Source organism: Shewanella sp. 553, from assembly GCF_059338375.1.
On the sequence record NZ_CM181701.1, the window covers coordinates 642,888 to 664,839 of the forward strand.

At 46.7% G+C, this 21,952-nt stretch carries 19 protein-coding genes and 1 pseudogene; 11 read left to right on the forward strand and 9 right to left on the reverse strand.

The features are described 5' to 3' along the window. The first annotated feature begins 66 nt into the window (after positions 1–66). Entirely contained in the window at positions 67–273 is a 207-nt protein-coding gene (locus AC5YBZ_RS02920; protein WP_494520072.1) for a PspC domain-containing protein, read from the forward strand. Positions 274–646: 373 nt separating this feature from the next. Here the strand turns inward: AC5YBZ_RS02920 and AC5YBZ_RS02925 are convergent, their stop codons facing one another. Beyond that, the gene (locus AC5YBZ_RS02925; RefSeq protein WP_494524334.1) at positions 647–1,384 is read right to left on the reverse strand and encodes an enoyl-CoA hydratase; all 738 of its coding nucleotides are present in this window, start codon (positions 1,382–1,384) and stop codon (positions 647–649) included. A gap of 50 nt (positions 1,385–1,434) precedes the next feature. On the opposite strand from AC5YBZ_RS02925, the gene AC5YBZ_RS02930 reads away from it, so the two are divergent. The 3 genes from AC5YBZ_RS02930 to AC5YBZ_RS02940 are packed head-to-tail and all read left to right on the forward strand — an operon-like array spanning position 1,435 to position 3,636. Continuing rightward, positions 1,435–1,905 carry a copper chaperone PCu(A)C gene (locus AC5YBZ_RS02930; protein ID WP_494520070.1) on the forward strand — a complete coding sequence of 157 codons (471 nt, stop codon included), beginning with the start codon at positions 1,435–1,437 and terminating at the stop codon, positions 1,903–1,905. A gap of 12 nt (positions 1,906–1,917) precedes the next feature. Continuing rightward, a complete protein-coding gene (locus tag AC5YBZ_RS02935; RefSeq protein ID WP_494520069.1) occupies positions 1,918–2,889 on the forward strand; it encodes a DUF2333 family protein in 972 nt (323 codons plus the stop codon). Positions 2,890–2,892: 3 nt separating this feature from the next. Continuing rightward, complete coding sequence (locus AC5YBZ_RS02940; protein WP_494524336.1) at positions 2,893–3,636, forward strand: TIGR04219 family outer membrane beta-barrel protein; 744 nt, start codon at positions 2,893–2,895, stop codon at positions 3,634–3,636. 108 nt (positions 3,637–3,744) lie between these two features. Here the strand turns inward: AC5YBZ_RS02940 and tolC are convergent. After that, positions 3,745–5,071 (reverse strand): annotated as a pseudogene (gene tolC / locus AC5YBZ_RS02945) (outer membrane channel protein TolC). Between the two features lie 289 nt (positions 5,072–5,360). On the opposite strand from tolC, the gene nudF reads away from it, so the two are divergent. From nudF to parC, 7 genes are all read left to right on the forward strand, one after another. Then, the gene (gene nudF, locus AC5YBZ_RS02950) at positions 5,361–5,969 is read left to right on the forward strand and encodes an ADP-ribose diphosphatase (protein WP_494520066.1); all 609 of its coding nucleotides are present in this window, start codon (positions 5,361–5,363) and stop codon (positions 5,967–5,969) included. Then, a complete protein-coding gene (locus AC5YBZ_RS02955) occupies positions 5,927–6,412 on the forward strand; it encodes a DUF1249 domain-containing protein (protein ID WP_494520065.1) in 486 nt (161 codons plus the stop codon). The genes nudF and AC5YBZ_RS02955 overlap by 43 nt, the downstream gene beginning before the upstream one ends. A 9-nt stretch (positions 6,413–6,421) precedes the next feature. Continuing rightward, the gene (gene cpdA, locus AC5YBZ_RS02960) at positions 6,422–7,261 is read left to right on the forward strand and encodes a 3',5'-cyclic-AMP phosphodiesterase (protein ID WP_494524338.1); all 840 of its coding nucleotides are present in this window, start codon (positions 6,422–6,424) and stop codon (positions 7,259–7,261) included. 183 nt (positions 7,262–7,444) lie between these two features. Further along, complete coding sequence (locus AC5YBZ_RS02965; RefSeq protein WP_494520063.1) at positions 7,445–8,023, forward strand: YqiA/YcfP family alpha/beta fold hydrolase; 579 nt, start codon at positions 7,445–7,447, stop codon at positions 8,021–8,023. A 45-nt stretch (positions 8,024–8,068) separates the two neighbouring features. Beyond that, on the forward strand, positions 8,069–9,955 hold the full coding sequence (gene parE, locus AC5YBZ_RS02970) for a DNA topoisomerase IV subunit B (protein ID WP_494520062.1): 1,887 nt from the start codon (positions 8,069–8,071) through the stop codon (positions 9,953–9,955). Positions 9,956–10,045: 90 nt separating this feature from the next. After that, entirely contained in the window at positions 10,046–11,155 is a 1,110-nt protein-coding gene (locus AC5YBZ_RS02975; protein WP_494521667.1) for a PQQ-dependent sugar dehydrogenase, read from the forward strand. Further along, positions 11,155–13,422: a DNA topoisomerase IV subunit A gene (parC, locus tag AC5YBZ_RS02980; protein WP_494520061.1), complete on the forward strand. Its 2,268-nt coding sequence runs from the start codon at positions 11,155–11,157 to the stop codon at positions 13,420–13,422. The genes AC5YBZ_RS02975 and parC overlap by 1 nt, the downstream gene beginning before the upstream one ends. Positions 13,423–13,601: 179 nt before the next feature. Here the strand turns inward: parC and AC5YBZ_RS02985 are convergent, their stop codons facing one another. The 7 genes from AC5YBZ_RS02985 to rsgA form a co-directional block, all read right to left on the reverse strand. After that, positions 13,602–13,793, reverse strand: coding sequence for a bacterioferritin-associated ferredoxin (locus tag AC5YBZ_RS02985; RefSeq protein WP_494520060.1), 192 nt, complete (start codon positions 13,791–13,793; stop codon positions 13,602–13,604). Positions 13,794–13,981: 188 nt separating this feature from the next. After that, entirely contained in the window at positions 13,982–14,908 is a 927-nt protein-coding gene (locus AC5YBZ_RS02990; RefSeq protein ID WP_494520059.1) for a D-2-hydroxyacid dehydrogenase, read from the reverse strand. Positions 14,909–15,039: 131 nt separating this feature from the next. Then, entirely contained in the window at positions 15,040–15,738 is a 699-nt protein-coding gene (locus tag AC5YBZ_RS02995; RefSeq protein ID WP_494520058.1) for a glycerophosphodiester phosphodiesterase, read from the reverse strand. Beyond that, complete coding sequence (locus tag AC5YBZ_RS03000; protein WP_494524340.1) at positions 15,738–18,926, reverse strand: mechanosensitive ion channel domain-containing protein; 3,189 nt, start codon at positions 18,924–18,926, stop codon at positions 15,738–15,740. Before AC5YBZ_RS03000 ends, AC5YBZ_RS02995 begins: the two co-directional genes overlap by 1 nt. 142 nt (positions 18,927–19,068) lie before the next feature. Beyond that, positions 19,069–19,971 (reverse strand): DMT family transporter, encoded by a 903-nt coding sequence (locus AC5YBZ_RS03005; protein WP_494520056.1) that lies wholly within the window; start codon positions 19,969–19,971, stop codon positions 19,069–19,071. 8 nt (positions 19,972–19,979) lie between these two features. Continuing rightward, positions 19,980–20,840, reverse strand: coding sequence for an archaetidylserine decarboxylase (asd, locus tag AC5YBZ_RS03010; protein WP_494524341.1), 861 nt, complete (start codon positions 20,838–20,840; stop codon positions 19,980–19,982). 46 nt (positions 20,841–20,886) lie between these two features. Beyond that, a complete protein-coding gene (rsgA, locus tag AC5YBZ_RS03015) occupies positions 20,887–21,942 on the reverse strand; it encodes a small ribosomal subunit biogenesis GTPase RsgA (protein ID WP_494520054.1) in 1,056 nt (351 codons plus the stop codon). Positions 21,943–21,952 lie beyond the last annotated feature (10 nt).

Sequence of the window (21,952 nt, forward strand, 5' to 3'; positions counted from 1 at the left end):
AGAAGTCTGACTGGCAGTTAACTGTAAACTTGTATTGCTAAAGCAATAATTTAATAGGAGTCACCAATGAAGATTGATGATTTAACTGATGCTCTAAAGCGATCTGATAGTTTGATTTGTGGGGTTGCGGCGACGATGGCTGATAAGTTTGCTTGGTCGTGTCTGTGGACTCGCGTGGTGTGGGCACTCGCGGTGGTAATAAATCCGGCTATGTGGTTACTGATTTATTTTGTGCTAGCACTGGTATTACCGAAGCGAAGAGCACCTTATTAGTTAGCTACATAGGCTTTGATTGATAGGTCATAGCAAGTGTTAAACCAGATGATAGTGATATTTATTGAGAGGATACTATGATGAAACTTAGATTAACCAGTACACAGAGCCCAGCCGCTATTGCCGTAGAGTTAGGCGTGGTTGTTGTAATTAGCTTGCTGATTTTTACCTTAGTACTTTAGCTGTAATGGTTACGATAAATAGATTCAATGAGTTAGAACTGATTCTCGCTTCACGATAATAGCTAAGTGTGAGGTGACTTTTGTACCAAGAGGAGATGACAGCATCATATAGGTTGGATTTAGGTTGTAAATAATGATGTCGCCGGCTTAGGTTGGCTAAACCGACGCTGTATTATCACTCGTTTATGGTGTTACTTATTCAAGAAAGCGGTAAATTGCGCCTTAGCTTCATCACTTTGCAGTCGCTGCGCGAACGCTGCTAACTCTTGTTGCATTTGCGAGCGCACCACCTCGATATCGTATCGCATTAAGCGGCGACTCGCCTGCAAGGCTTGAGGCGGTTTCTGCGCTAACTTAATCGCTTGGTTGAGCGCATGGTCAAATAGCTGCTCACTGGGTAACACCTGATTGACGATATTCATCGACAATGCCGACTCGGCATTAAAGCTTTCACCTAATAGCAGCAATTCGGCGGCTTTTTGCGGTCCCACTAAACGTGGCAATAACAGGCTGGCACCGGCTTCGGGAACCAAGGCTAAATTGACAAAGGGGAGTTGAAATTTAGCACTGTTGTCGGCGTAAACTAAGTCGCAATGCAGTAGCAGTGTGGTACCGATCCCGACGGCAGCTCCCGTCACGGCAGCAACAATGGGCTTATTGAGATCAAGCAGGGTAAAAAGAAACTTAAACGCAGGATGCTCTGGACCTAAGTTACTATTTTTTAAAAAGTCAGCGATATCATTACCTGAGGTGAAACAATCTGTTTGCCCTTTAATCAGAAAGGCATTAATTCCGTTGTCTGATTCCCCTTGGATAAGGTATTCTGTGAGCTGATTGTACATATCGAGATTAAGCGCATTGCGTTTTTCTGGGCGATTTAAGGTGATAATGCGAACGCCCTGCTCATCCAGAATTTGAATGGTACTCATTGGTCAAGATCCTTATTGTGGCAAATGGGATTAAGAAGGAGTTTAAGACATTGAAACAGATTTTCAAACACGCGTTTAACTTTGTGTTGCTATCATGCACTTCATTCTCCGCTTTGGCAAATGTGATGCTAGTCGATGGTTATGTGCGAGCCATGCCTACCACAGTCCCTAATACGGCAGCCTATTTTACCCTGATGAATCATGGCCCTGAGATCAACTTAGTGGCTGTAGAAACCGATGTTGCCGAGCAGGCACAATTACACACTCTGGTCGAAGAGGGAGGCGTGATCAAAATGCGCCAACAAGCCCATTTTACCATTGCCACCCATGGCAATTTGGCCTTGGCGCCATCGGGTGACCATGTGATGCTGTTAGGCTTAAAACAGCCATTGCAAATTGACCAGAAAGTTGATTTAACGCTTAAATTTGATAATGGTACCGAGCAGGTCATTACCCTGAAGGTCACCAAACAAGATGCGGCTAAGCAAGATGGTGAAATGGATCATCATCACCACCATTAATGGAGTCATCGTATGCAGATAACATGGAAAAAAGGCGGCCTTGTAGCCGCGATAGTGTTTCTAATTGGCTATTTCGTCAGTGTCTGGTGGAGCGTCGAGCCCGATAGGATAGAGCCACACCAGCTTAACAGTGCCACTGGCCACAAAGTGGTAGGCTATGCGACGACCACGTCACTGATTTTAACGGTCGAGACCCTGCTCGATAAGAGCGGTGGTTGGTTATCTAATGACATTATGCCGCCCTCGTTATTTATGGATAACATGCCAGCGTTTGAATTTGGTGCTATCGAGCAGGCGCGCGATCTCGCCTTGATCATGCGCAAAGAGTTTAGTCGTTCGCAATCGCAATCGACTGCCGATAAAGACCTGTTAGCCGCCCATTCTAAGCTGAATATTGAACACACCAGTTGGTTGGTTCCCAGTGCCGAAGGTGAATACCGTGATGCGATAAAATTACTCAAACTGTATCGTGCCCGTATCGCGGACACTAATAATCCAGACGCTCAGTTTTATGCCCGTGCCGATAACTTAAATGAATGGCTAAAAGAGGTGCAAAAGCGCCTAGGTAGTATGTCACAGCGGCTATCTGCTAGCGTAGGACAGGATCGTCTCAATACCGATTTGGCCGGTGATACCGAAGCCAGTCAGTCGACCCCTAATCTAGCACATAAGCAGATAAAAACAGGTTGGTGGCAAATTGATGATGTCTTTTATGAAACTCGCGGTGCCACATGGGCCTTGCTGAATTTTATGAAGGCTATCGAGGTCGATTTTGCCGATGTATTAAAGAAGAAAAACGCTGAAGTCAGCTTACAGCAGATCATTCGTGAGCTGGAAGAAACTCAGCAACCTGTGTGGAGCCCGATGATCCTGAATGGTTCTGGGTTTGGCATAGTGGCTAATCACTCTTTAGTGATGGCCAATTATATTTCCCGCGCAAACGCTGCGGTAATTGATCTCACTAACTTATTGACTCAAGGTTAAATGATGAAAAAAACACTACTTGCATGTGCTCTGCTGAGTTCATTGGCAGCGACTTCTGCACAGGCCGCGACACTGGTTGGTTTTAAAGTGGGTGGCGATATTTGGCAAGCAGATACCAATGGTACTTTTGCACAAGGTGGTCAAACTCAACAAGATTTTGATTACGGCTCATCATCACAAGGTAGCCTTTGGGTTGCCGTTGAGCACCCGATCCCATTAGTACCTAATGTTAAAATTCGTGAAAATCGTTTAGACGCCGATGGTCAAGGCACATTGGTTGCTCCTTGGACTTTTGGAGAGCATACCTTTAATCCTGGTGATATTACGACCGCGACTAACTTAAGCAATACCGATTTTGTGCTGTATTACGAACTGCTCGATAACGACTTGGTCGCGCTCGATTTAGGTGCGGCTTACAAACGTATGCACGGTTCATATCGAGTTGCTGATGCTGGCCATCCTGAGCAAAAAGATCTCAGCAGTGGTGTGGTGATGGCGTACGCTAATGCCGAAGTCGGTTTACCCGGCTTAGGTTTATACGGTTTTGCTGATGTGATGCTCGGCATCGATGAAACTAGCGTATATGATTATTCTGTTGGTTTAGGTTGGCAGTTTGATGGGGTCGCGCTAGACACTAAAATCCGTGTCGGCTACCGTGATTTTACCTTCGATGTTAATGCCTTTGACGGTATCACTGCGAATTCACAGTTCAAGGGCGCTTTTGCTGGTGTAGAACTGGTGTTTTAAAGCCCTTATTTAAGGTACATTCAACCTAGCGTGATTATCTGTATGTGTTGAATGAATCGATATAAAAAAACCGCCGTAAGGCGGTTTTTTTATAATTAACAATCCGTTTTACTGGCTGACAACAGGTGTAATTAACCCACTGTTAATCGCAATCACATCATCTTCATTCAGGGTACCAGCCGCTTGTTTTAGCGCTAAAATGGAGTTGATGTAACCGTAACGGGCATTCGATAATTGACGTTTTGAATCGTACAAATCACGGGTACGGTTTAGTACGTCAACAATCGTACGAGTCCCCACTTCAAAACCGGCTTGGGTGGCTTTTAGTGCACTCTCTGAAGAGATAACTGATTGCTCATAAGCACGAATTGAGCTGATAGAGGCGCCGACGTTGTTGAAGTTGTTGCGCACATCTTTAACGACTTTACGGTACGTTTGTTCCATCTTTTCACTGGCTTCAACATACTGATACTGTGCTTGATTAACTCGTGAACTGACTTTGAAACCTTCGAAAATCGGTACGCTTAAGGTTAAGGCCGACATTGGCATTATCCACATCCGGCTGATTACCTATTTGGTTCTTTTGCTCAAGATTAGTGGTGTAACCTGCATTTAAATTCAGCGACGGCATATGACCTGATTTGTAAAGCGTGATGGTCTGCTGTGCAATATCTTTACCGATGCGGGTCGCCATAAGATCAACACTGTTACTTTCGGCCATTTTTAACCACTCACCCGGTTTAGCTGGCATCGGTGAAACGGCGGTGAAGCGATTAGTATCTAAGATATCGATTGATTTATGGTCGATGCCGGTGATCTCGCGTAAGGCTTCGTAGCTGTTGATTAGCTGGTTTTCCGCTAAGATTTCAGAGGCGCGGGCTAAATCGTACTGTGCTTGAGCTTCATGTACATCGGTAATGGCAGTCAAGCCTACCGCAAAACGTTGTTTAGTTTGTTCTAGTTGACGTTCAATCGCGCGTTTTTCTGCGCCTTTAAACTCGTAGTTATCTTTTGCCGACAATACCTCAAAATAAGCACTCGTGACGCGAATAATTAGGTTTTGCAGCACGGATGCATAAGCAGCATCGGCCTGCGTGGCGGCAAGTTCAGCCAAATCCAGACCCACCCACGCACTGTGGTCGTATACTACTTGCTTCAATGACACGCCAGCATTTAAGCCGCTGTTATAGATACTGTCAGATACATCTGACCAACTCTTGCCATAACCAATGCTAGCGCTAATGGTTGGCAGCAGTGGAGCGCGATTTTCTTCAATCTGCTCGTAGAGTCTGTCGCGCTGAGATTGCGCTTGCAGAGCAATAGGGTCGCTGGTGAGGGCTTGTTGATAAATTTGCAATAGATCGTCGGCGTGCACGGCTGAAGTTGTCGCCGTTAGAGTCAAGGCTGCACACAAGGTGCGAATCTTAAATTTCATTACCTGTCCTTTTTTAGACATAAATACTCCTTAGGGTGGAGCAATTTACTTAATAAAGTTAAGTGATGCTTTACAGCAAATCATTGAGTAAAGCGGTTTGCGCTTCCCGACGCTTCCCGATACATCTAAACTTATAAGGTTAAGATATTAAGAAATTAACCAATTTTAAGTCAACTATGAAGTGTAACAGTTTTTGATTTTATGTCTGCAATTTTTAGGAGCTTACATGCTATATTTAGCGACCCTGCATATACCCTAGCGACGATGAAGATAACTCAAAGGAAAGCTGATGAAACAGAAGTTTAGCCGTGATGATATCGAGATGCTCAGCAAAGAACCCCTCTATCAGGGGTTTTTTCGTGTTGATGAATATCGTTTTAAACACAGGTTATTTGCCGGCGGATGGAGTGAGGTAGTGACCCGTGAGGTATTTGAGCGTGGCCACGCTGTGGTGGTGCTGCCCTATGATCCAGTTAGCGATAAAGTGGTGTTGATTGAGCAAATTCGGATACCTGTTGTGGCGGATACCTCGACACCATGGTTGTTTGAGTTAGTGGCTGGTATGATTGAACCTGGTGAATCGGCAGAGCAAGTGGCCCACCGTGAGCTGCAAGAGGAAGCGGGATTGGTGGCAAGCAAAATGGTGCGAGTAGGTGACTACTTTGCTAGCCCTGGTGGCAGTAGTGAACGTTTTGACTTTTATTGGGCCCAAGTAGATGCGAGTGTAGCAAATGGTATTCATGGGCTTAGTGATGAGCATGAAGATATCAAGGTACATGTGATGTCACGTGAAGCGGCTTACCAACTATTATGTGATGGTGTGATAAATAACGCCTCTACCATGATTGGTCTGCAATGGCTGCAATTGAACTACCAAAAATTAAGAGAAGGGCTGTGACAGTTTCGTTAAACAAGCGGCACAATAGCTATCAAGTGGACGTCAGTCGCTTTTTGGCTTTATGTAGTCGAAATTACTTTAATATATTGCGTTGGCTACCCGCCTCTTGCGAGCAAGGGGCCTGTTGGCAAGTCAATGGTGATTTTGGCAGTTTAGACGTAAAATTGCTCGAAAATACCCAATATACCCAATTGATTGAAATCTCTAGAGCCATCGACTCCGTGCAATTAATTGATACCCCGAAGGTTGTCGTTCGTGTTTATCACGATGCTAAATTAGCAGAAGTGTTAACTAGTCGACAGATTTATCGCTTAAGACCAGTATATGATTACCCAAATATACGTATGTATCATAGAGATGAAAAGTACCAGGTAAATGCTTTTCTTGAAGAGTTACTACAGATTGACAACCATGTCAGGATTATTTGTCAGTCGACATTTTAGGGTTTTAATGTGCTAAAAGAGGCAATCTCTTATTCTATCGGTGAAGGTGAAAGCGTTAGACTGGTCCAAGTGACCGATCCGCACCTGTTTGCCGATCGCGAAGCTCAACTTTTAGGCGTTAATACCGCAAATAGCTTAGAAGCGGTGCTTAGCACCATTAAGGCGGTTGATTATCCCGCGCACCTTATGTTGGCGACAGGGGATATAAGTCAGGATTACTCGCACGAGTCTTATCATAATTTTGTGCGTGCGATTGAACCGCTGAATTTACCTTGCCATTACTTACCCGGTAATCATGACGATCCCCGAGTGATGCACCTGCATATGCAAGGGCCTCGAGTGTATGGCGAACAACGCATCTTGGCAGGTAACTGGCAAATTATCATGTTGGACTCCACTGTTAGGGGAAAGCCCGGAGGCCATATGGCGGACACTCAACTAGCTTTGATAGAGTCCGCGATTGCCGCACAACCAGATAAACATACATTATTGGTGATGCACCACAATCCAATTTTGGTGGGGTGTCAGTGGCTGGATCAACACTGTATGGACAATGGTTCTGACTTTATTGCCAAGGTTGCTAAGCTACCTCAGGTTAAGGGATTATTGTGGGGGCATGTGCATCAAAGCTTAGATCAAACCCACCCAACAGAGCATGGCAGCATGCGTTTAATGGCAACACCTTCCACCTGCATCCAGTTTAAACCTAAGTCGCCTTATTTCGCTTTAGATGCGCAGCAACCAGGCTATCGATTACTGGAGCTTAAAAGTGATGGTGCTATATTGACCAATGTTTACCGGGTTCCAGGCAATAAGTTTTCTCCCGATCATGAGTCAAGTGGCTACTAACGAATCCTCATGCTAGCTCAGCGTCATGGTGATGCTTGATTGGAGCTAAAGCTTTATTTGGTGAATTGCGCTGCCAATGTTAGCATCGTGGCACTTACTCTATCTGTCGCTACCTTTTGATTTATTCGGTGTTGTCAGTGTCGGTATCACGAGTTAAATAATAGCAATCGTTATCGAGGAAATATGCTGCTCTATCTCCATGGCTTTAATAGCTCCCCTCAGTCAGATAAAGGACTGGCGACCGCTCGATATATTGCCAAGCATTTTCCACAACTCTCTTTTTTTCAACCGCAGTTACCCGCCACTCCCGCAGCCGCGATGACATTACTGATAGAGATTGTCGAACAAGCATTGGCTAAAGGGGAGTCGCTGCATTTTATTGGTTCCTCATTGGGGGGCTACTTTGCTAGTTACCTCGCCGAAACTTACGGTGGCAGGGCGGTACTTATTAATCCTGCTGTCACGCCTTATGCCTTATTTGATGATTTTATCGGCCAACAGTACAATCCCTATACTGATGAAACGTATCAAATATTACCCGAGCATAAACAAGAGGTTGCACTGTATGATACCCAGGTTATTCTCTACCCTGAGCGTTTTTTTGTATTATTACAATCTGGTGACGAAGTGCTCGATTACCAACAAGCAGTGAATAAATACCATTGTTGTCAGCTGCTAATAGAGGCGGGTGGTGACCATAGTTTTATCGGCTATGAACAACAGTTGGATAGGATCTGCCAGTTCCTGTTTCTTAATAAATAGACATGTAGGGCCGCAATAAGGCCTGAATAACCATATGTGTGTGCCATGACAAATCAATACACCTCAGATGCAATTGAAGTACTTAATGGACTCGACCCTGTTAAGCGTAGACCCGGCATGTATACCGACACCACCCGTCCGAACCATTTAGGACAAGAGGTGATCGATAACAGTGTGGATGAGGCGCTGGCAGGACACGCAACTAAAATTGACGTGATCCTTCATAAAGATAACTCGCTGGAAGTGATTGACGATGGTCGTGGTATGCCCGTTGATATTCATCCAGAAGAGGGGATTTCTGGGGTCGAATTGATCTTAACTAAACTGCATGCCGGCGGTAAGTTTTCTAACGATAACTACCAGTTTTCAGGCGGCTTGCACGGGGTGGGTATCTCGGTGGTTAACGCCTTGTCTGATCGCGTGGAAATCAGCGTGAGACGTGGCGGTGAAGTCTATGAAATGGCGTTCCAGAATGGTGATAAGGTTGAAGATCTTAAGGTCACAGGCACCTGCGGTAGACGCAATACGGGCACCCGGGTGCATTTTTGGCCTACCGCCAGCTATTTTGATTCAGTTAATTTCTCTATTCCTAAACTGGTTTATTTGCTGCGCGCCAAAGCGGTATTGTGCCCTGGACTGCGAATTAAATTCACCAATAAACAAACTGGTGAAAGCGAAGAGTGGTTTTATGAAAGCGGCCTAACCGATTATCTGCAAGCCTCGATTAACGGAGCAGAGACCTTACCCAAAGAGCCGTTTATCGGCACTATGACAGGCAATACCGAAGCGGTTGATTGGGCGATAACTTGGTTGCCAGAAGGCGGTGATTACCTTAACGAAAGCTATGTTAACCTTATTCCGACCCCGCTAGGTGGCACCCATGTCAATGGATTTAGGCAAGGCTTGCTTGACTCTATGCGCGAGTTTTGTGAGTTCCGAAATCTGATCCCGCGCGGTATCAAGCTCTCGCCCGAAGATATTTGGGACCGCAGTAGTTATATCTTGTCGATTAAGATGCAGGATCCGCAATTTGCAGGACAGACTAAAGAGAAACTCTCCAGCCGCCAGAGCGCTGCATTTGTCTCTGGTATTGTGCGTGATGCCTTTAGTTTATGGCTTAATACCAATACAGAGCAGGCCGAAGCCTTGGCCGATATGTGCATTAATAATGCGCAGAAACGCTTAAAAGCAGCCAAGAAAGTGGCGCGTAAAAAAGTGACCTCGGGCCCAGCCCTACCCGGGAAGCTAACCGATTGTAGCGGCCAAGATCCTATGCGTGGCGAGCTATTTTTAGTCGAGGGTGACTCGGCAGGCGGCAGTGCTAAACAGGCAAGAGACCGTGAGTTTCAAGCCATCATGCCCTTGCGCGGTAAGATTTTAAATACCTGGGAAGTGGACGCATCGCAGGTATTGGCCTCGCAAGAGGTGCACGATATTTCAGTGGCGATAGGCTGCGATCCTGACAGTAATGATATTGCTGAGCTGCGTTACGGCAAAATTTGTATTCTGGCCGATGCTGACTCCGACGGACTGCATATTGCGACCTTACTATGTGCACTGTTTATGAAGCATTACAAAGTATTGGTAGAGAAAGGCCATATCTATGTGGCGATGCCGCCGCTGTTTCGTATCGATGTGGGTAAAGAGGTGTTTTATGCCCTTGATGAGGCGGAAAAGCAGGGCATTTTAGATCGCATCGCCGCTGAGAAAAAGAAAGGCAAAGTACAGGTGACTCGCTTTAAAGGTTTGGGCGAGATGAATCCGCTGCAACTGCGCGAAACTACAATGGATCCCAATACGCGCCGTTTAGTGCAGTTAACTATTGATGAAGCCGATGATACGATGGCTCTGATGGATATGTTGTTAGCGAAGAAACGCTCAGGCGATCGTAAAGCCTGGCTGGAGACCAAAGGGGATATGGCTCAGCTATAACCTATATGATTCAAGGATGAATAAGTAGATGAACTTAAGATAATGAAAAATAAATCAATAAAAACTTTATCTTTTAAGTTGTTTATAGCCATGGTCACCATGGCTATGGCAACAGCGGTCAATGCCGAGCGGCAATCGATTATGATCACGGTCGCCAAAGGATTTGGGCTCTCTTTGTATGCTTCCGATCTGGGCGATGCTAAGCAGATGGCCATGGGCGACAATGGTACCCTATTTGTCGGCTCCTATAAGGCGGGGGCAATCCATGCATTGGTGGACAGTAATGCCGATGGTCGAGTCGATAAACGCTATATCGTCGCCAAGGATCTACATCATCCAGAAGCACTCGCTTTTCATGATGGCGATCTTTACGTGGCCGAAGGCTCGCGGATTATCCGTTATGCGGATATCGAAAATCGCATGCGTCGTCCTAATCGTGGTAAAGAGGTGTATAACCGCTTACCAGGCAAAACCAACAAGAGTCGCCGCGCGATGCGCTTTGGTCCTGATGGCCGCTTATATGTTGCTATTGGGGCCCCCTGTAATGTGTGCGAGGCTCCTGCGCCGTTTGGCAGTATCATCGCCATCGATGTCAACAGCGGCAGCAGCCAACAGGTGGCCACAGGTTTACGTAATGTGACCGGTTTTGATTGGGCACCAGATGATAATAAATTATGGTTTGCCGACATAGGTCGAGACTGGATGGGGGATCGATTACCCCCGGATGAGATCAATCGCGTTGATACCGTTGGTAGTCATTACGGGTTTCCCTATATTCATGCTACCGACGTCGAGGAACCCGCTTATGAAAAACCTAAGGGGTTAAAAGTGATCGCTCCGGTGTTTGAGTTACCCGCCCACGTTGCGCCCATGGGGTTGCAATTTTATCGTGGTCAGCAGTTTCCGGCCAAATACCATGAGCAGATGTTTGTTGCTGAAAATGGCTCGTGGAATCGGTCGAGTAAAATCGGTTACCAGGTCACTATGCTGACGCTCGCGGGCGATAAGATAGTTGAGCGGCAAACCGTGGTGAGTTTTCTAGATGGTGAATTCCCGGTCGCTAGACCTTACGGGCTGCTGTCGGCTCCCGATGGCACTATCTATATTTCTGATGATTTTAAAGGCAATGTTTATCGACTGTTTTATAAAGATGACGGCGTCAATGAGAGTGAACCGAGTGAACAACAGGATCCAAATTAATGAGTGATGCGATAGATTTGAGCCTCGATGGTGTCGAGCAGATGCCACTGAGGCGTTTTACAGAAGAAGCTTATCTCAATTACTCCATGTACGTCATCATGGACCGTGCATTACCGCATATCGGTGACGGCTTGAAGCCAGTGCAGCGGCGTATTATCTACGCCATGAGTGAGCTAGGTTTATCGGCGCAGTCTAAGCATAAAAAATCGGCTCGTACCGTCGGTGACGTATTGGGTAAATACCATCCTCATGGTGATAGTGCCTGTTATGAAGCCATGGTGTTGATGGCTCAGCCATTCTCTTATCGTTATCCGCTGGTTGACGGACAAGGTAACTGGGGGGCACCCGATGATCCTAAATCGTTTGCCGCCATGCGTTATACCGAGGCGCGTTTATCGAAATTCTCAGAAGTGCTACTCACAGAGCTGGGTCACGGCACTGTCGATTGGGGCGTTAACTTCGACGGCACCATGAAAGAGCCGCTGGTGTTACCGGCCCGTTTACCGCATATTTTACTTAATGGGATTACCGGTATTGCGGTGGGGATGGCAACCGATGTGCCACCCCATAACGCACGTGAATTAGTCGATGCTTGTATCGAATTATTGGATAACCCTAAGACCGAACTTGAACGCATTATGGAGCTGGTTCCGGGGCCGGATTATCCGACAGAAGCGGAAATCATCACGCCTAGAGCCGATATCGCTAAAATTTACAGTACTGGTCGTGGCTCGATTAAAGCGCGCGCCGTGTACACTATCGAAGCTGGTGAGATAGTGATCACTGCACTGCCGCATCAAGCCAGTAGCGGTAAGATTTTAGAGCAGATAGCCGCGCAGATGCAGGCCAAGAAGCTGCCGATGGTCGCCGACCTACGTGATGAGTCTGATCATGAAAGTCCGGTGCGCATGGTGGTTGTGCCTCGCTCGAATCGCGTTGATTGCGATCAACTCATGGCGCATCTATTTGCCACGACCGATCTGGAAAAGAACTTTAGGGTCAACTTAAACGTGTTGGGGCTCAACGGCCGTCCGCAAGTTAAAGGGCTTAAGCAGCTCCTAAGCGAATGGTTAGAGTTTAGGATGAGCACCGTCAGACGCCGCCTAGAACATCGGCTCGATAAGGTGCAGGCCAGATTACATATTCTTGATGCCTTGATGATAGCGTTCCTCAATATTGATGAAGTGATTGAGATCATCCGTTATCACGACGATGCGAAAACCGAGCTGATGTCGCGCTTTAGCCTGAGCGAAGACCAAGCTAATGCCATCCTTGATTTAAAACTGCGCCATTTAGCTAAGCTAGAAGAAGTGAAGATTAAGGCGGAGCAAAGCGAGCTCGAAGCCGAACGTGAAAAGCTCGAGCTACTGCTTGGCTCAGAACGTCGTATGAAAACCTTAATCAAAAAAGAGCTTAAGCAAGACGCTGAAACCTATGGTGACGCTCGCCGTTCGCCGCTGGTCGAACGCCAAGAATCTAAAGCTTTAAGCGAGCAAGAGTTAGTCCCAGCCGAAGCGGTGACTGTGGTGTTATCGGAAAAAGGCTGGGTACGTTGTGCCAAGGGCCATGATATCGACCCTACAGCATTATCTTATAAGGCGGGAGACAGTTTCCTCTGCGCCGCCTCAGGGCGCAGCAATAATGCCAGCGTGTTTATTGGTAGTACCGGCAGGGCATTTGCCACCGATACCCATACCTTACCGTCGGCGCGTAGCCAGGGTGAACCATTAACCACGCGCTTCCAATTGTCGCCAGGTGAAACCATTGAGCATGCCTTGATGGGAGAAGATGGGCAATGCTTCCTACTGGCGAGTGATGCAGGTTACGGCTTTATTGCTGACTACAAAGATATGGTGTCGCGTAATAAGGCGGGTAAAGCCCTATTAAGTTTGCCTGCTAATGCCAAAGTACTGCAGCCTAAACGGGTCGATAAGTCTCGTCGTGAGTCGATTTTAGCGATCACTAATGAAGGTCGAATGCTACTGTTTTCAGTAGATGCACTGCCACAACTGTCTAAAGGTAAAGGTAATAAAATCATCGGTATTCCGAGCGAGCGCGCTAAAAATCGTGAAGAGCTGCTGATGCATTTACAGGTGGTGCCCGAAGACACCGCCGTCACCTTGTGGGCGGGGAAGCGTAAGTTGACCTTGAAATCTAGCGATCTTGAGCATTATCGTGGTGAGCGTGGCCGCCGCGGCGCTAAATTACCGCGCGGTTTACAGCGTGTGGATAAAGTTGAGCTCGGCGCCGATGAGCCAGTGCTTTAACCCCTCAGAGCTTTAATATCTGAGTGAGATAACAAAAAGCTGCTTTTAAGCAGCTTTTTTATTGGTCATTTTTTATGTCTAAGGCTTTACTGCATCAGGTTACTAAGGAGTCCTCAATACATAACGCTATGGTTTTAGCTTTGTGGCGTAAGTCTGTCTTAGTATGACTAACGCATCGATTAAGCCACTTCGTAGAAGTTAGGCGCGACATCTAATCTTGCTTGAATAATCTCACTGGCCATGCGGGTACATTTACCGCATTGGCTGCCAACGCCCAAACGTTTTTTAAGATCGGCTAAAGAGGTATCTCCCTGATCGACAGCTTGTTTAATCTGAGTATCGGTAATGGCATGGCATAAACAAACGTACATACTAAGGCTCTCTCTATAGTGATGCTTGAGAGTGTAAATGAAAACGATTCTCAGTTCTAATAACTTTAAGTTATAGGTAGTATTTATGCGGCAAGCTTCAGCTATTAAAAACCAGACGCTATTTTAGTCCGTTTTGACAGCTCCCTTGATAGGTGACTAGCGCCAATATAATGCTTAAAGGTAAGTTTTCAATAGCCGCGTTCAAAGTTGACTAAATGGCTGAGCGCTTGCCCCTTGATAAAGTGGTGATAGTTAGCGGCAAAGATTTCCACCACTTGCTCAGGCTGACTCGGTGCTGCAATATGCGGGGTGATGGTGGCATTGCTTAATGACCAGATGGGATGGTTGTCGGGTAACGGCTCTTGATTGAACACATCTAAAATCGCTTGTTGCTTGGGTCGCTGTAGTAGTTGTTGATATAGCGCATCGAGATCGAGTACATCACCTCGACCGAGATTAAATAAAATGGCTTCATCTTTAATCATGCTGAGCATTTGGCTGTCTAAAATGCCTCGGGTATCTGGCGTACTAGGCAGGATCGCGGCAATGGCATCGGCCTGGGCAATATGGCTGGGCAGATTGGCGAGGGTATCGACCTTATCGAATCCAGTCGTTGGTTTGGCACCGCGGTTAATTCCGGTCACCCGCATGCCGAAGTGTTTAGCCGTTTGTGCAATATGTTTGGCAATATTGCCTGTGCCTAAGAGTAATAATGTTTGCCCTTGCAAGGTTTTAAAGCTGCTAGGGCGCCATATTTTATCCGCCTGTTGTGACTGATACTGTTTATGTTGACGTTGATGAGCCAGCAAGTAGCCAAATAGATATTCACTCATTAAAGGGCCAAATATCCCTTTAATGTTAGTGAGTTGGTAATCGCGGCGTAGGCGAGGTTTGACTAAGGGGTCGACACCCGCATAGGTCGATTGCATCCAAGTCAATTGCTGCGCATGGCCCACGAGCGGCGCCGCTAATGGGGGCTCTGCTAACCAAATGTTTGCGCTGAAAATACTGCTAGGATCATCGTCTAGTAGCGTCATTTGTGGGAGGTGACAGGAGTCGAGCAGTTGGCGGTATTTCTGGTTATCACTGGTGAGCAGCAGCAGTTTATGTTGCATAGCAAGTCCCTATTATCATTGGCGTTATCGCGCTTATTGTGGCCATATGGTGAGCAACTCTAGCCTAACACGTTAACTTGGTAGCTTAACCGAGTGGCTTAGATTAGCGCTTAGATTAGTGTATTCGCTTTTCAGCTAAGCTGCTCGATAACTTGCTGACTAATATCAGGATAGTTACTAAAAATCCCATCAACGCCGAGCTTAACTAAATAGGCGATATCTGCCGCATCATCGACGGTATAAACATAAACCTTAGCCCCGCGCTGGTGGGCATCTATCACTATCTCTGGGGTAATAAAGCTCAAGCTGAGGTGCAGCGAATAAGCCTGTAAGTGGCTCACTAAGGCGGCATTATCAAAAGGAATGCCCTCAATAAGCGGCGCCACTAAGACTTGAGGAAACTGCTGTTTGACGCTGGCAACAAAGTGGTGGTTAAAGGAGGAGATCAACAGCTTATCGGCGCTAAAATTTAGCTGGGATAAGATATTAGGGTACAAGCTTAAAAATGGCGCCAGTGAGTTCATCCCCTTAAGCTCAATATTGACGATACAGTCGACGTGTTGCAGATAAACCAGCAACTCCCACAGGGTGGGGATAGGCTCTGCGCCGACGCGTACCGTGGCTAAATAGGCTTGGCTGACTTCTTCTATCAGTCCTGTGCCAGTGCTTTTACCATCGAGGCGCCTATCATGAAATACATACAGTTGGCCTTCGACATTGTGCACGTCAATTTCTATAGCCGTGCTCCCAAGTTGCACTGCTTTTTTTATCGCGGCTAGGGTGTTTTCTGGCGCATAACCGCTAGCCCCTCGGTGAGCGAATACCTGCATTAGTTTCTAATCAACCCTTGAGTTTCTTTGCCTTGGCCACTGTTAATATGCACTTCAAGCTGTGGGTAAGCGAGTTCTAAATCGTTTTCTTTGAGTTTCTTATTCACCTGTTTATGCAGCTTGTGACGCAGCGGCCAACGGGTATTCATGTCTTTTGCATAGGCGCGAATTTCGTAATCTTGGGTGTGTTTACCAAAGCCTGCAAACCACACTTCGGGCTCAGGGATCGCCAGCGCTTCATCGCACTCTTTAACAGCTTGATACAGTGCCGCTTCAACCCGGGCCGGGTCTGAGTCTCGCGCTACCGAGACGTACACAATCACTCGAGTGATAGGATCGGATAATGACCAGTTGATCAGCTGCTCGGTAATAAATGCTTTATTGGGCACAATGATCTCTTTGCGATCCCAATCGACAATGGTGGTGGCGCGGATCTGAATTTTACTGACAGTGCCGGTTAAGTCGCGAATGGTGACCGTATCTCCAATCCGTACTGGCTTTTCGAATAAGATGATAAGACCCGAGATAAAGTTGGCGAAAATTTCTTGTAAGCCAAAACCCAAACCCACCGAGAGGGCAGCCACTAACCACTGCAGCTTGGACCATTCCATCCCTAAGGTGGAAAAGCCACTCAACATACCAAAAAACACCACCAAATAGCGGCTTACCGTGGTAAGGGCGAAACCCGTACCCGGTGTTAGATCTAGCCGCTGGAGGATCATCAGTTCCAGTAGGCCGGGTAAATTAGTGGCAATCATTAATGAAAAGCCCACAATAATCAGTCCCAGCAGTAACGATTTAAGCGTGATAGGCAGCTGCTGAGAGATACCATCGATCACGGTCGAGCTGGTCCAGAGGGTGATGCCATCCAAAAATGAGAAGATGGCACTGTGGGTTTGTGTCCACAGTCCAATTAAGCTGATTAAGAAAGCCAGGGTCAATAACGAACGCACCAAGCCTAATGATTGACTCGAGATGGTTTCTAGATCGACCACTGGCTCTTCGTAGGTGTCGCCTTGTTCATTATTGGCGCTGTCGTCATCTTTTTCTCGTTGGGCCAATATTTCGGCGCGTTTGGCTTTTGCGCGGTGGAAGGCGATCCGCCGGCGCTCAATCAGCATCCAGCGTTTGATCAGTTGATAGAGCAACATAAAGCTCAATGACAAGATCAAGGACAGCTGTAGCTGTAACAACATCTGGAAGGCGGTAAAATAGTAGCCCCTAAAGGCTAATATAGCGCATGCGGGCGGCAGCAATAACAGTACGGCCCAGAGTGTTTTTTGCAGGAGGCGCTTGTTTTTATCATCTTGATGATAACGTCGCTTCTGCTTAGATAGCTGTAAAATATCTTTATAAAACCAAAACAGCATGATGGCAAATAAGATAAAGGCACCACGGCCTAAGCTGTTACGGATCATTGAGGTTTCTAGCACCTCGGTAAAACCCAGCACACCAATGATTGGCATGGTCATCAGAGTGAAGGTGCGCAGCCGTTGCTGCCCCGCATGAATGGTATTGGCATCACCTTTAAAGTGGCCAATTAATACCCCTTTTTCTAACGCAAGCAGATCGGTAAAACGATATAGCAGGTACAAGGCGGCGATAGCTAAGATCCCCATACCAACCGATGATACCAAGTTATGCTGTGAGTAATATAAAATCAGGCCGCCGGTCAATAATGGTAAGGGTTTGATGGCGCTATAACATAGCGAAGTAAAAAGCGCGGCTATGGTGTAGGCAAACTTATCTTGGGTTACGTTACCGACAAATGCGGCATTGTGGGCCATGGCTTTATTAAAGCTTGGGGTGACTAGGTCCTGAAGCACTAGGCATAAGACAAATAAGATTATCCACCAAGACCACAGCGTACTTTGTTCCTTAAAGGAGTCGGTAATTTGGTACCAGGGAGCTTGGGTTAGCAGCCATTGGCTACTTTGCAGCAGATCACTAAACCAGAATCGGTCAATACTATTGGCGTTAGCAACCCAGAACAGATGTTCGTTGAGGGTTGTTTTAAGATTTTTGTATTGTTGATTGAGTTGCTCATAGAGCACCCGCAGTTCGGCTAACTCGCCGATATACAAATCGTAGTTTTCCAGTAGTTGTTGTTGCAATTTATACTGTGATTGCAACAATTTAGTTTGCAATGGTGTGTGATCGCTCGCCCCGTTGTTGAGATTGGCATGCAAGGTGAGATCTTGCTCTATTTGATAGCGTTCAAGACGTGCGTTGGCGATATCATTGCTGATCTTGTCTTGATTAGGTGGTTTAGGCAGTGACGATAAAATGCGCAAAAAACGCTCACCAAACGCCGAATTCAGTTTGACTAAGCCTATCTGCTGCTGAATATTACTCAACTGCTTGGCTTGCATTTGATATTGGGTTTCGGCTTCTTCTTGTTTGGTGGCCACTTCGCTCATTTGGTAAGTGAGTTGTTGTAGCTGTTCGCCGTAGGCTTGGTTTTGTTCATTAAGTGCTAGCGCAAGTGCATCATCGGTTGCCGAGGTTTCAATTTGGCTGGCCGCTATGGTGGCGGCAGTGGTTTTATGGCGTTGCACTGAAATCGCCGCATTTAGCTTTTCGATCAGCTGTTCTTGCTGGATCAATTGGCGGCGCACTAAGGTTAACTGTTGTTGAGTGAGGGCGATCTGTTTTTGGCTGCTGGCAAGCTCTGATTCCAGTGTCGACAATGTCTGGCGGTAGAGCCGCCCTTGGGCTTCGGTTATGTCGGTTTCGTTACTACTACTGGTGCGAGTGTGCTGCGCTAGCGTGCTATTGGCCTGCGTAATAATGGTGGGCAGTTGATGCTGTCGTTTGATCAGTTCGTTAATTTGTTGCCCTAGGCTGGCTTCAATCTCTTTTAGTTCAGATAGGCGAAGGTAAGCCATGGAGGCTTGTTGGCTTAAATCTTGTTGTGGTTGCCAACTTAACGGCTTAGATGCCTGCTCTATTTGTTTGCTGATATCATTTTTTTTGTTTTGATATTGATGCTGCAGCGCCTCGAAATTACTTTGTAGTTCGCGCTGCTCATTGATCTGTTGTTCCAGTAAAGCCAGTTGCTCTTCGGGGGTTTTCGTTATGGTATTTGTGCTTTGGCCTATCCCTAAGTGTTTGTTAAGAGATAGCGGTGAGTTAGCAGTGGCTGCAAAAGAAAGAACACATAGAAAAATGAGTAAAATACGAGACATAATCTGCTTTTTATTGGCATTAATACATGGATAGACCGCTATATAGTACCAATATAGATAGAAAATGATATTGATGGAGCGGTTAATTTGAACTGAATCGCGACAGGGCTGCTTGATCTGTGGTTATTGCCAATCACCTTGACTATGTCGAGGCGGTCTCTGATCGTTTTTGGGCCCGCTGACTTTTATGGCTCTGTTGCGTTTCATAGATGGCGGTTACCACCACCAGCGCGCCGCCAATCACCGTATTCAGAGCTAACTCTTCCCCTAATAGCCACAGTGCTAATAGCGCACCATATAAGGGTTGCAAGCAGGAAACTAAGCTGACGGTTTTGGCGCTAAGTTGACGTAGTGCCGATGTAAATAACGCATGCGGCGCGGCGGTAAATACCACGCCGAGTAGGATAATCAAGCCCCAAACTGAGTGGTTGATGGTGCTGATATTGACTTGATGCCAAGGCATTAAAAACACAACGGCCACGGCGGTTTGATACAGCATGGCTTGTGCGCCGCTATATTCAGCAAAGTAACGCTTGTGGAGTAAATTACGAGCAGTAAACAGCATGGCTGAGAGTATGCCCAAAATGATCCCCAAGGTGACATCGTTACCGAGTGTGGCTTCGGGGATCAATAAACTGACGCCACAGAGCACACTAATACCGCTTAGTAAGTCGGTGCGTTTGAGGCGGCTTGCGTTAAACAGTGGCTCAATTAATACCGTCATCACTGGATAGGTAAAAAAGGCAATCATCCCTATGGCCACAGATGAGAGCTGCATAGAGGCGAAATAGGTGACCCAATGCAGGCTCACGATAACCCCAAGCCCAATTGCTATCAGGTAATCTTTGTGAGCGTTGAGACGAAGGCGGCAACCACTGCTTTTAACAATAAGCGCTAAAATGAGGGCGGCAACAGCGCAGCGCAGCAAGGTAATATCGAGTGCACTCAGTGGGATTAATTTAGAAAACAGTGCCGTCCCACCAAAGAGTAAGACGGCAATATGCAGCTCGATTAATCCGTGATGGCTGCTAGCGTTCGGCTTCAATGTCGCAGTTAGTCTATTTTGGCAAAAGCTTGACCCATGCGCGTGACCGCTTTGGGTTTAACACCGTCGGCAAACTCTTCAATGGCATCTTTAGCAAACAACATCACCACAGTACTGCCTAGCTTAAAGCGACCCATTTCCTCACCTTTGTCTAAGGTTAAGGCTTCCGGCCCTTCAGTTGGGTAGTCCCAGGTGAAGACTTTTTTACCCGTTGGCGGGGTGACTGTGCCAGCCCAGACAGTTTCGATGCTGGCGACAATGGTTGCGCCAACAAGCACCATAGCAATAGGGCCTATTTCGGTTTCAAACATCGCCACGACGCGCTCGTTTCGAGCAAATAGCCCAGGTACGTTTTCAGCCGTTAATGGATTGACCGAAAACAGTTCACCAGGGACATAGGTCATCTTAGATAAGGTGCCTTTTATTGGCATATGAATGCGGTGGTAATCTTTAGGCGCTAGATAAATGGTGGCAAAATCGCCTCCTTCAAAGCGCTTTGCATCATCGACTTGATTGCCTAATAAGGCTAAAGCAGAGTAGTCATGGCCTTTAGCCTGAAAGATGCGTCCCGATTTGATAGGGCCACATTGACTGACGGCGCCGTCGACAGGATGGACGATATAATCGTCATCATCACATAAAGGACGAATTCCCGGTTTTAATGCGCGGGTAAAAAATGCGTTAAAGCTGGCATAAGCCTCTGGTTCACTTTGGGCGGCTTCGCTCATATCAATTTTGTACTGCTTGATGAACCACTTAATTACGCTAGTGGTGACCATACCTAGCTCTGCTGCCGCTAACTTACCAACCAGGCGTGAGAGAAGGTGTTTTGGCATCATGTATTGCAAGGCAATTTTCAGTTTGTCCACGTTAGTTATCCTTAAAATCCAATATGGCTATGTTGCTGGCAGTTGGTTAGTCGCTGTCATTTCTAAAATGACGAGCATGGCGCTGCTCATCGAGGCTGTCTATGATGCGATGATAGTTGTTGTACCTATCTTCGAATATTTTGCCTTCGTTAAACGCAGCGGTAATGGCACAACCTGGATCGTTTTTATGTTTACAATCCCTAAACTTACAGGTGCCAATATAGTCTCTAAATTCGATAAAACACCAGCCGACACGTTCTGGAGGCAGATGCCACAAAGCGAATTCGCGCACGCCAGGTGAGTCCACTAGGTCACCGCCGCTGGGGAAGTGCAGTAATTTAGCCGTGGTGGTGGTGTGTTGACCTAGGCCTGAGTTTTCAGACACATCGCCAGTGAGTAATTCGGCGTCGGGTAATAGCGCATTGATTAATGATGATTTTCCAACGCCTGATTGGCCGACAAACACACTCACTTTATCTTTAAGCAGCGCTTTTATGGTGTCGACCCCTTCGCCTTCGATGCTGCTGACTTTATACACAGGGTAACCAATTTCTTGGTAGCGACGTAAAGCCGCTTCAACTTGGGGGGCTTCCTCTGCACTAAGTAGGTCAATTTTATTGAGGATAATGACAGGCGCTATGCCTGTGTCTTCAGCGGCCACGAGGTAACGGTCGATAATTTGGGTGGTAAAACTTGGTACTACCGATGAGACAATCAATATTTGGTCAATATTGGCGGCAATAATTTTGATGCCATCGTACATGTCAGGTCGAGACAATGATGAGTGCCTTGGGTGCACCGCTTCGACAACGCCGGCAATGGTCGCTGTGGTTTCAACAGTAAGGCGGACAATCACTTTATCGCCAGTGACTAAGCTTTGAATATTTCTGCGTATGTTACAGCGGACCAATTGGCCATCTTCGGTTTCAATGTCAGCATGTTGACCAAAACGAGAGATGACGGTGCCGAGCAACTCGGGCCCAAGTGAACTATCTTGTAGTTCTGGTGCGGCGTCACCAGCCTCTTTGCGCTGCAAACGTTTTTCGTGGTTAGCACGCATGCGGCGGCGCTGGCCTTGACTTAAAGGTTTCTTTTTACTCACAGTGTAATCA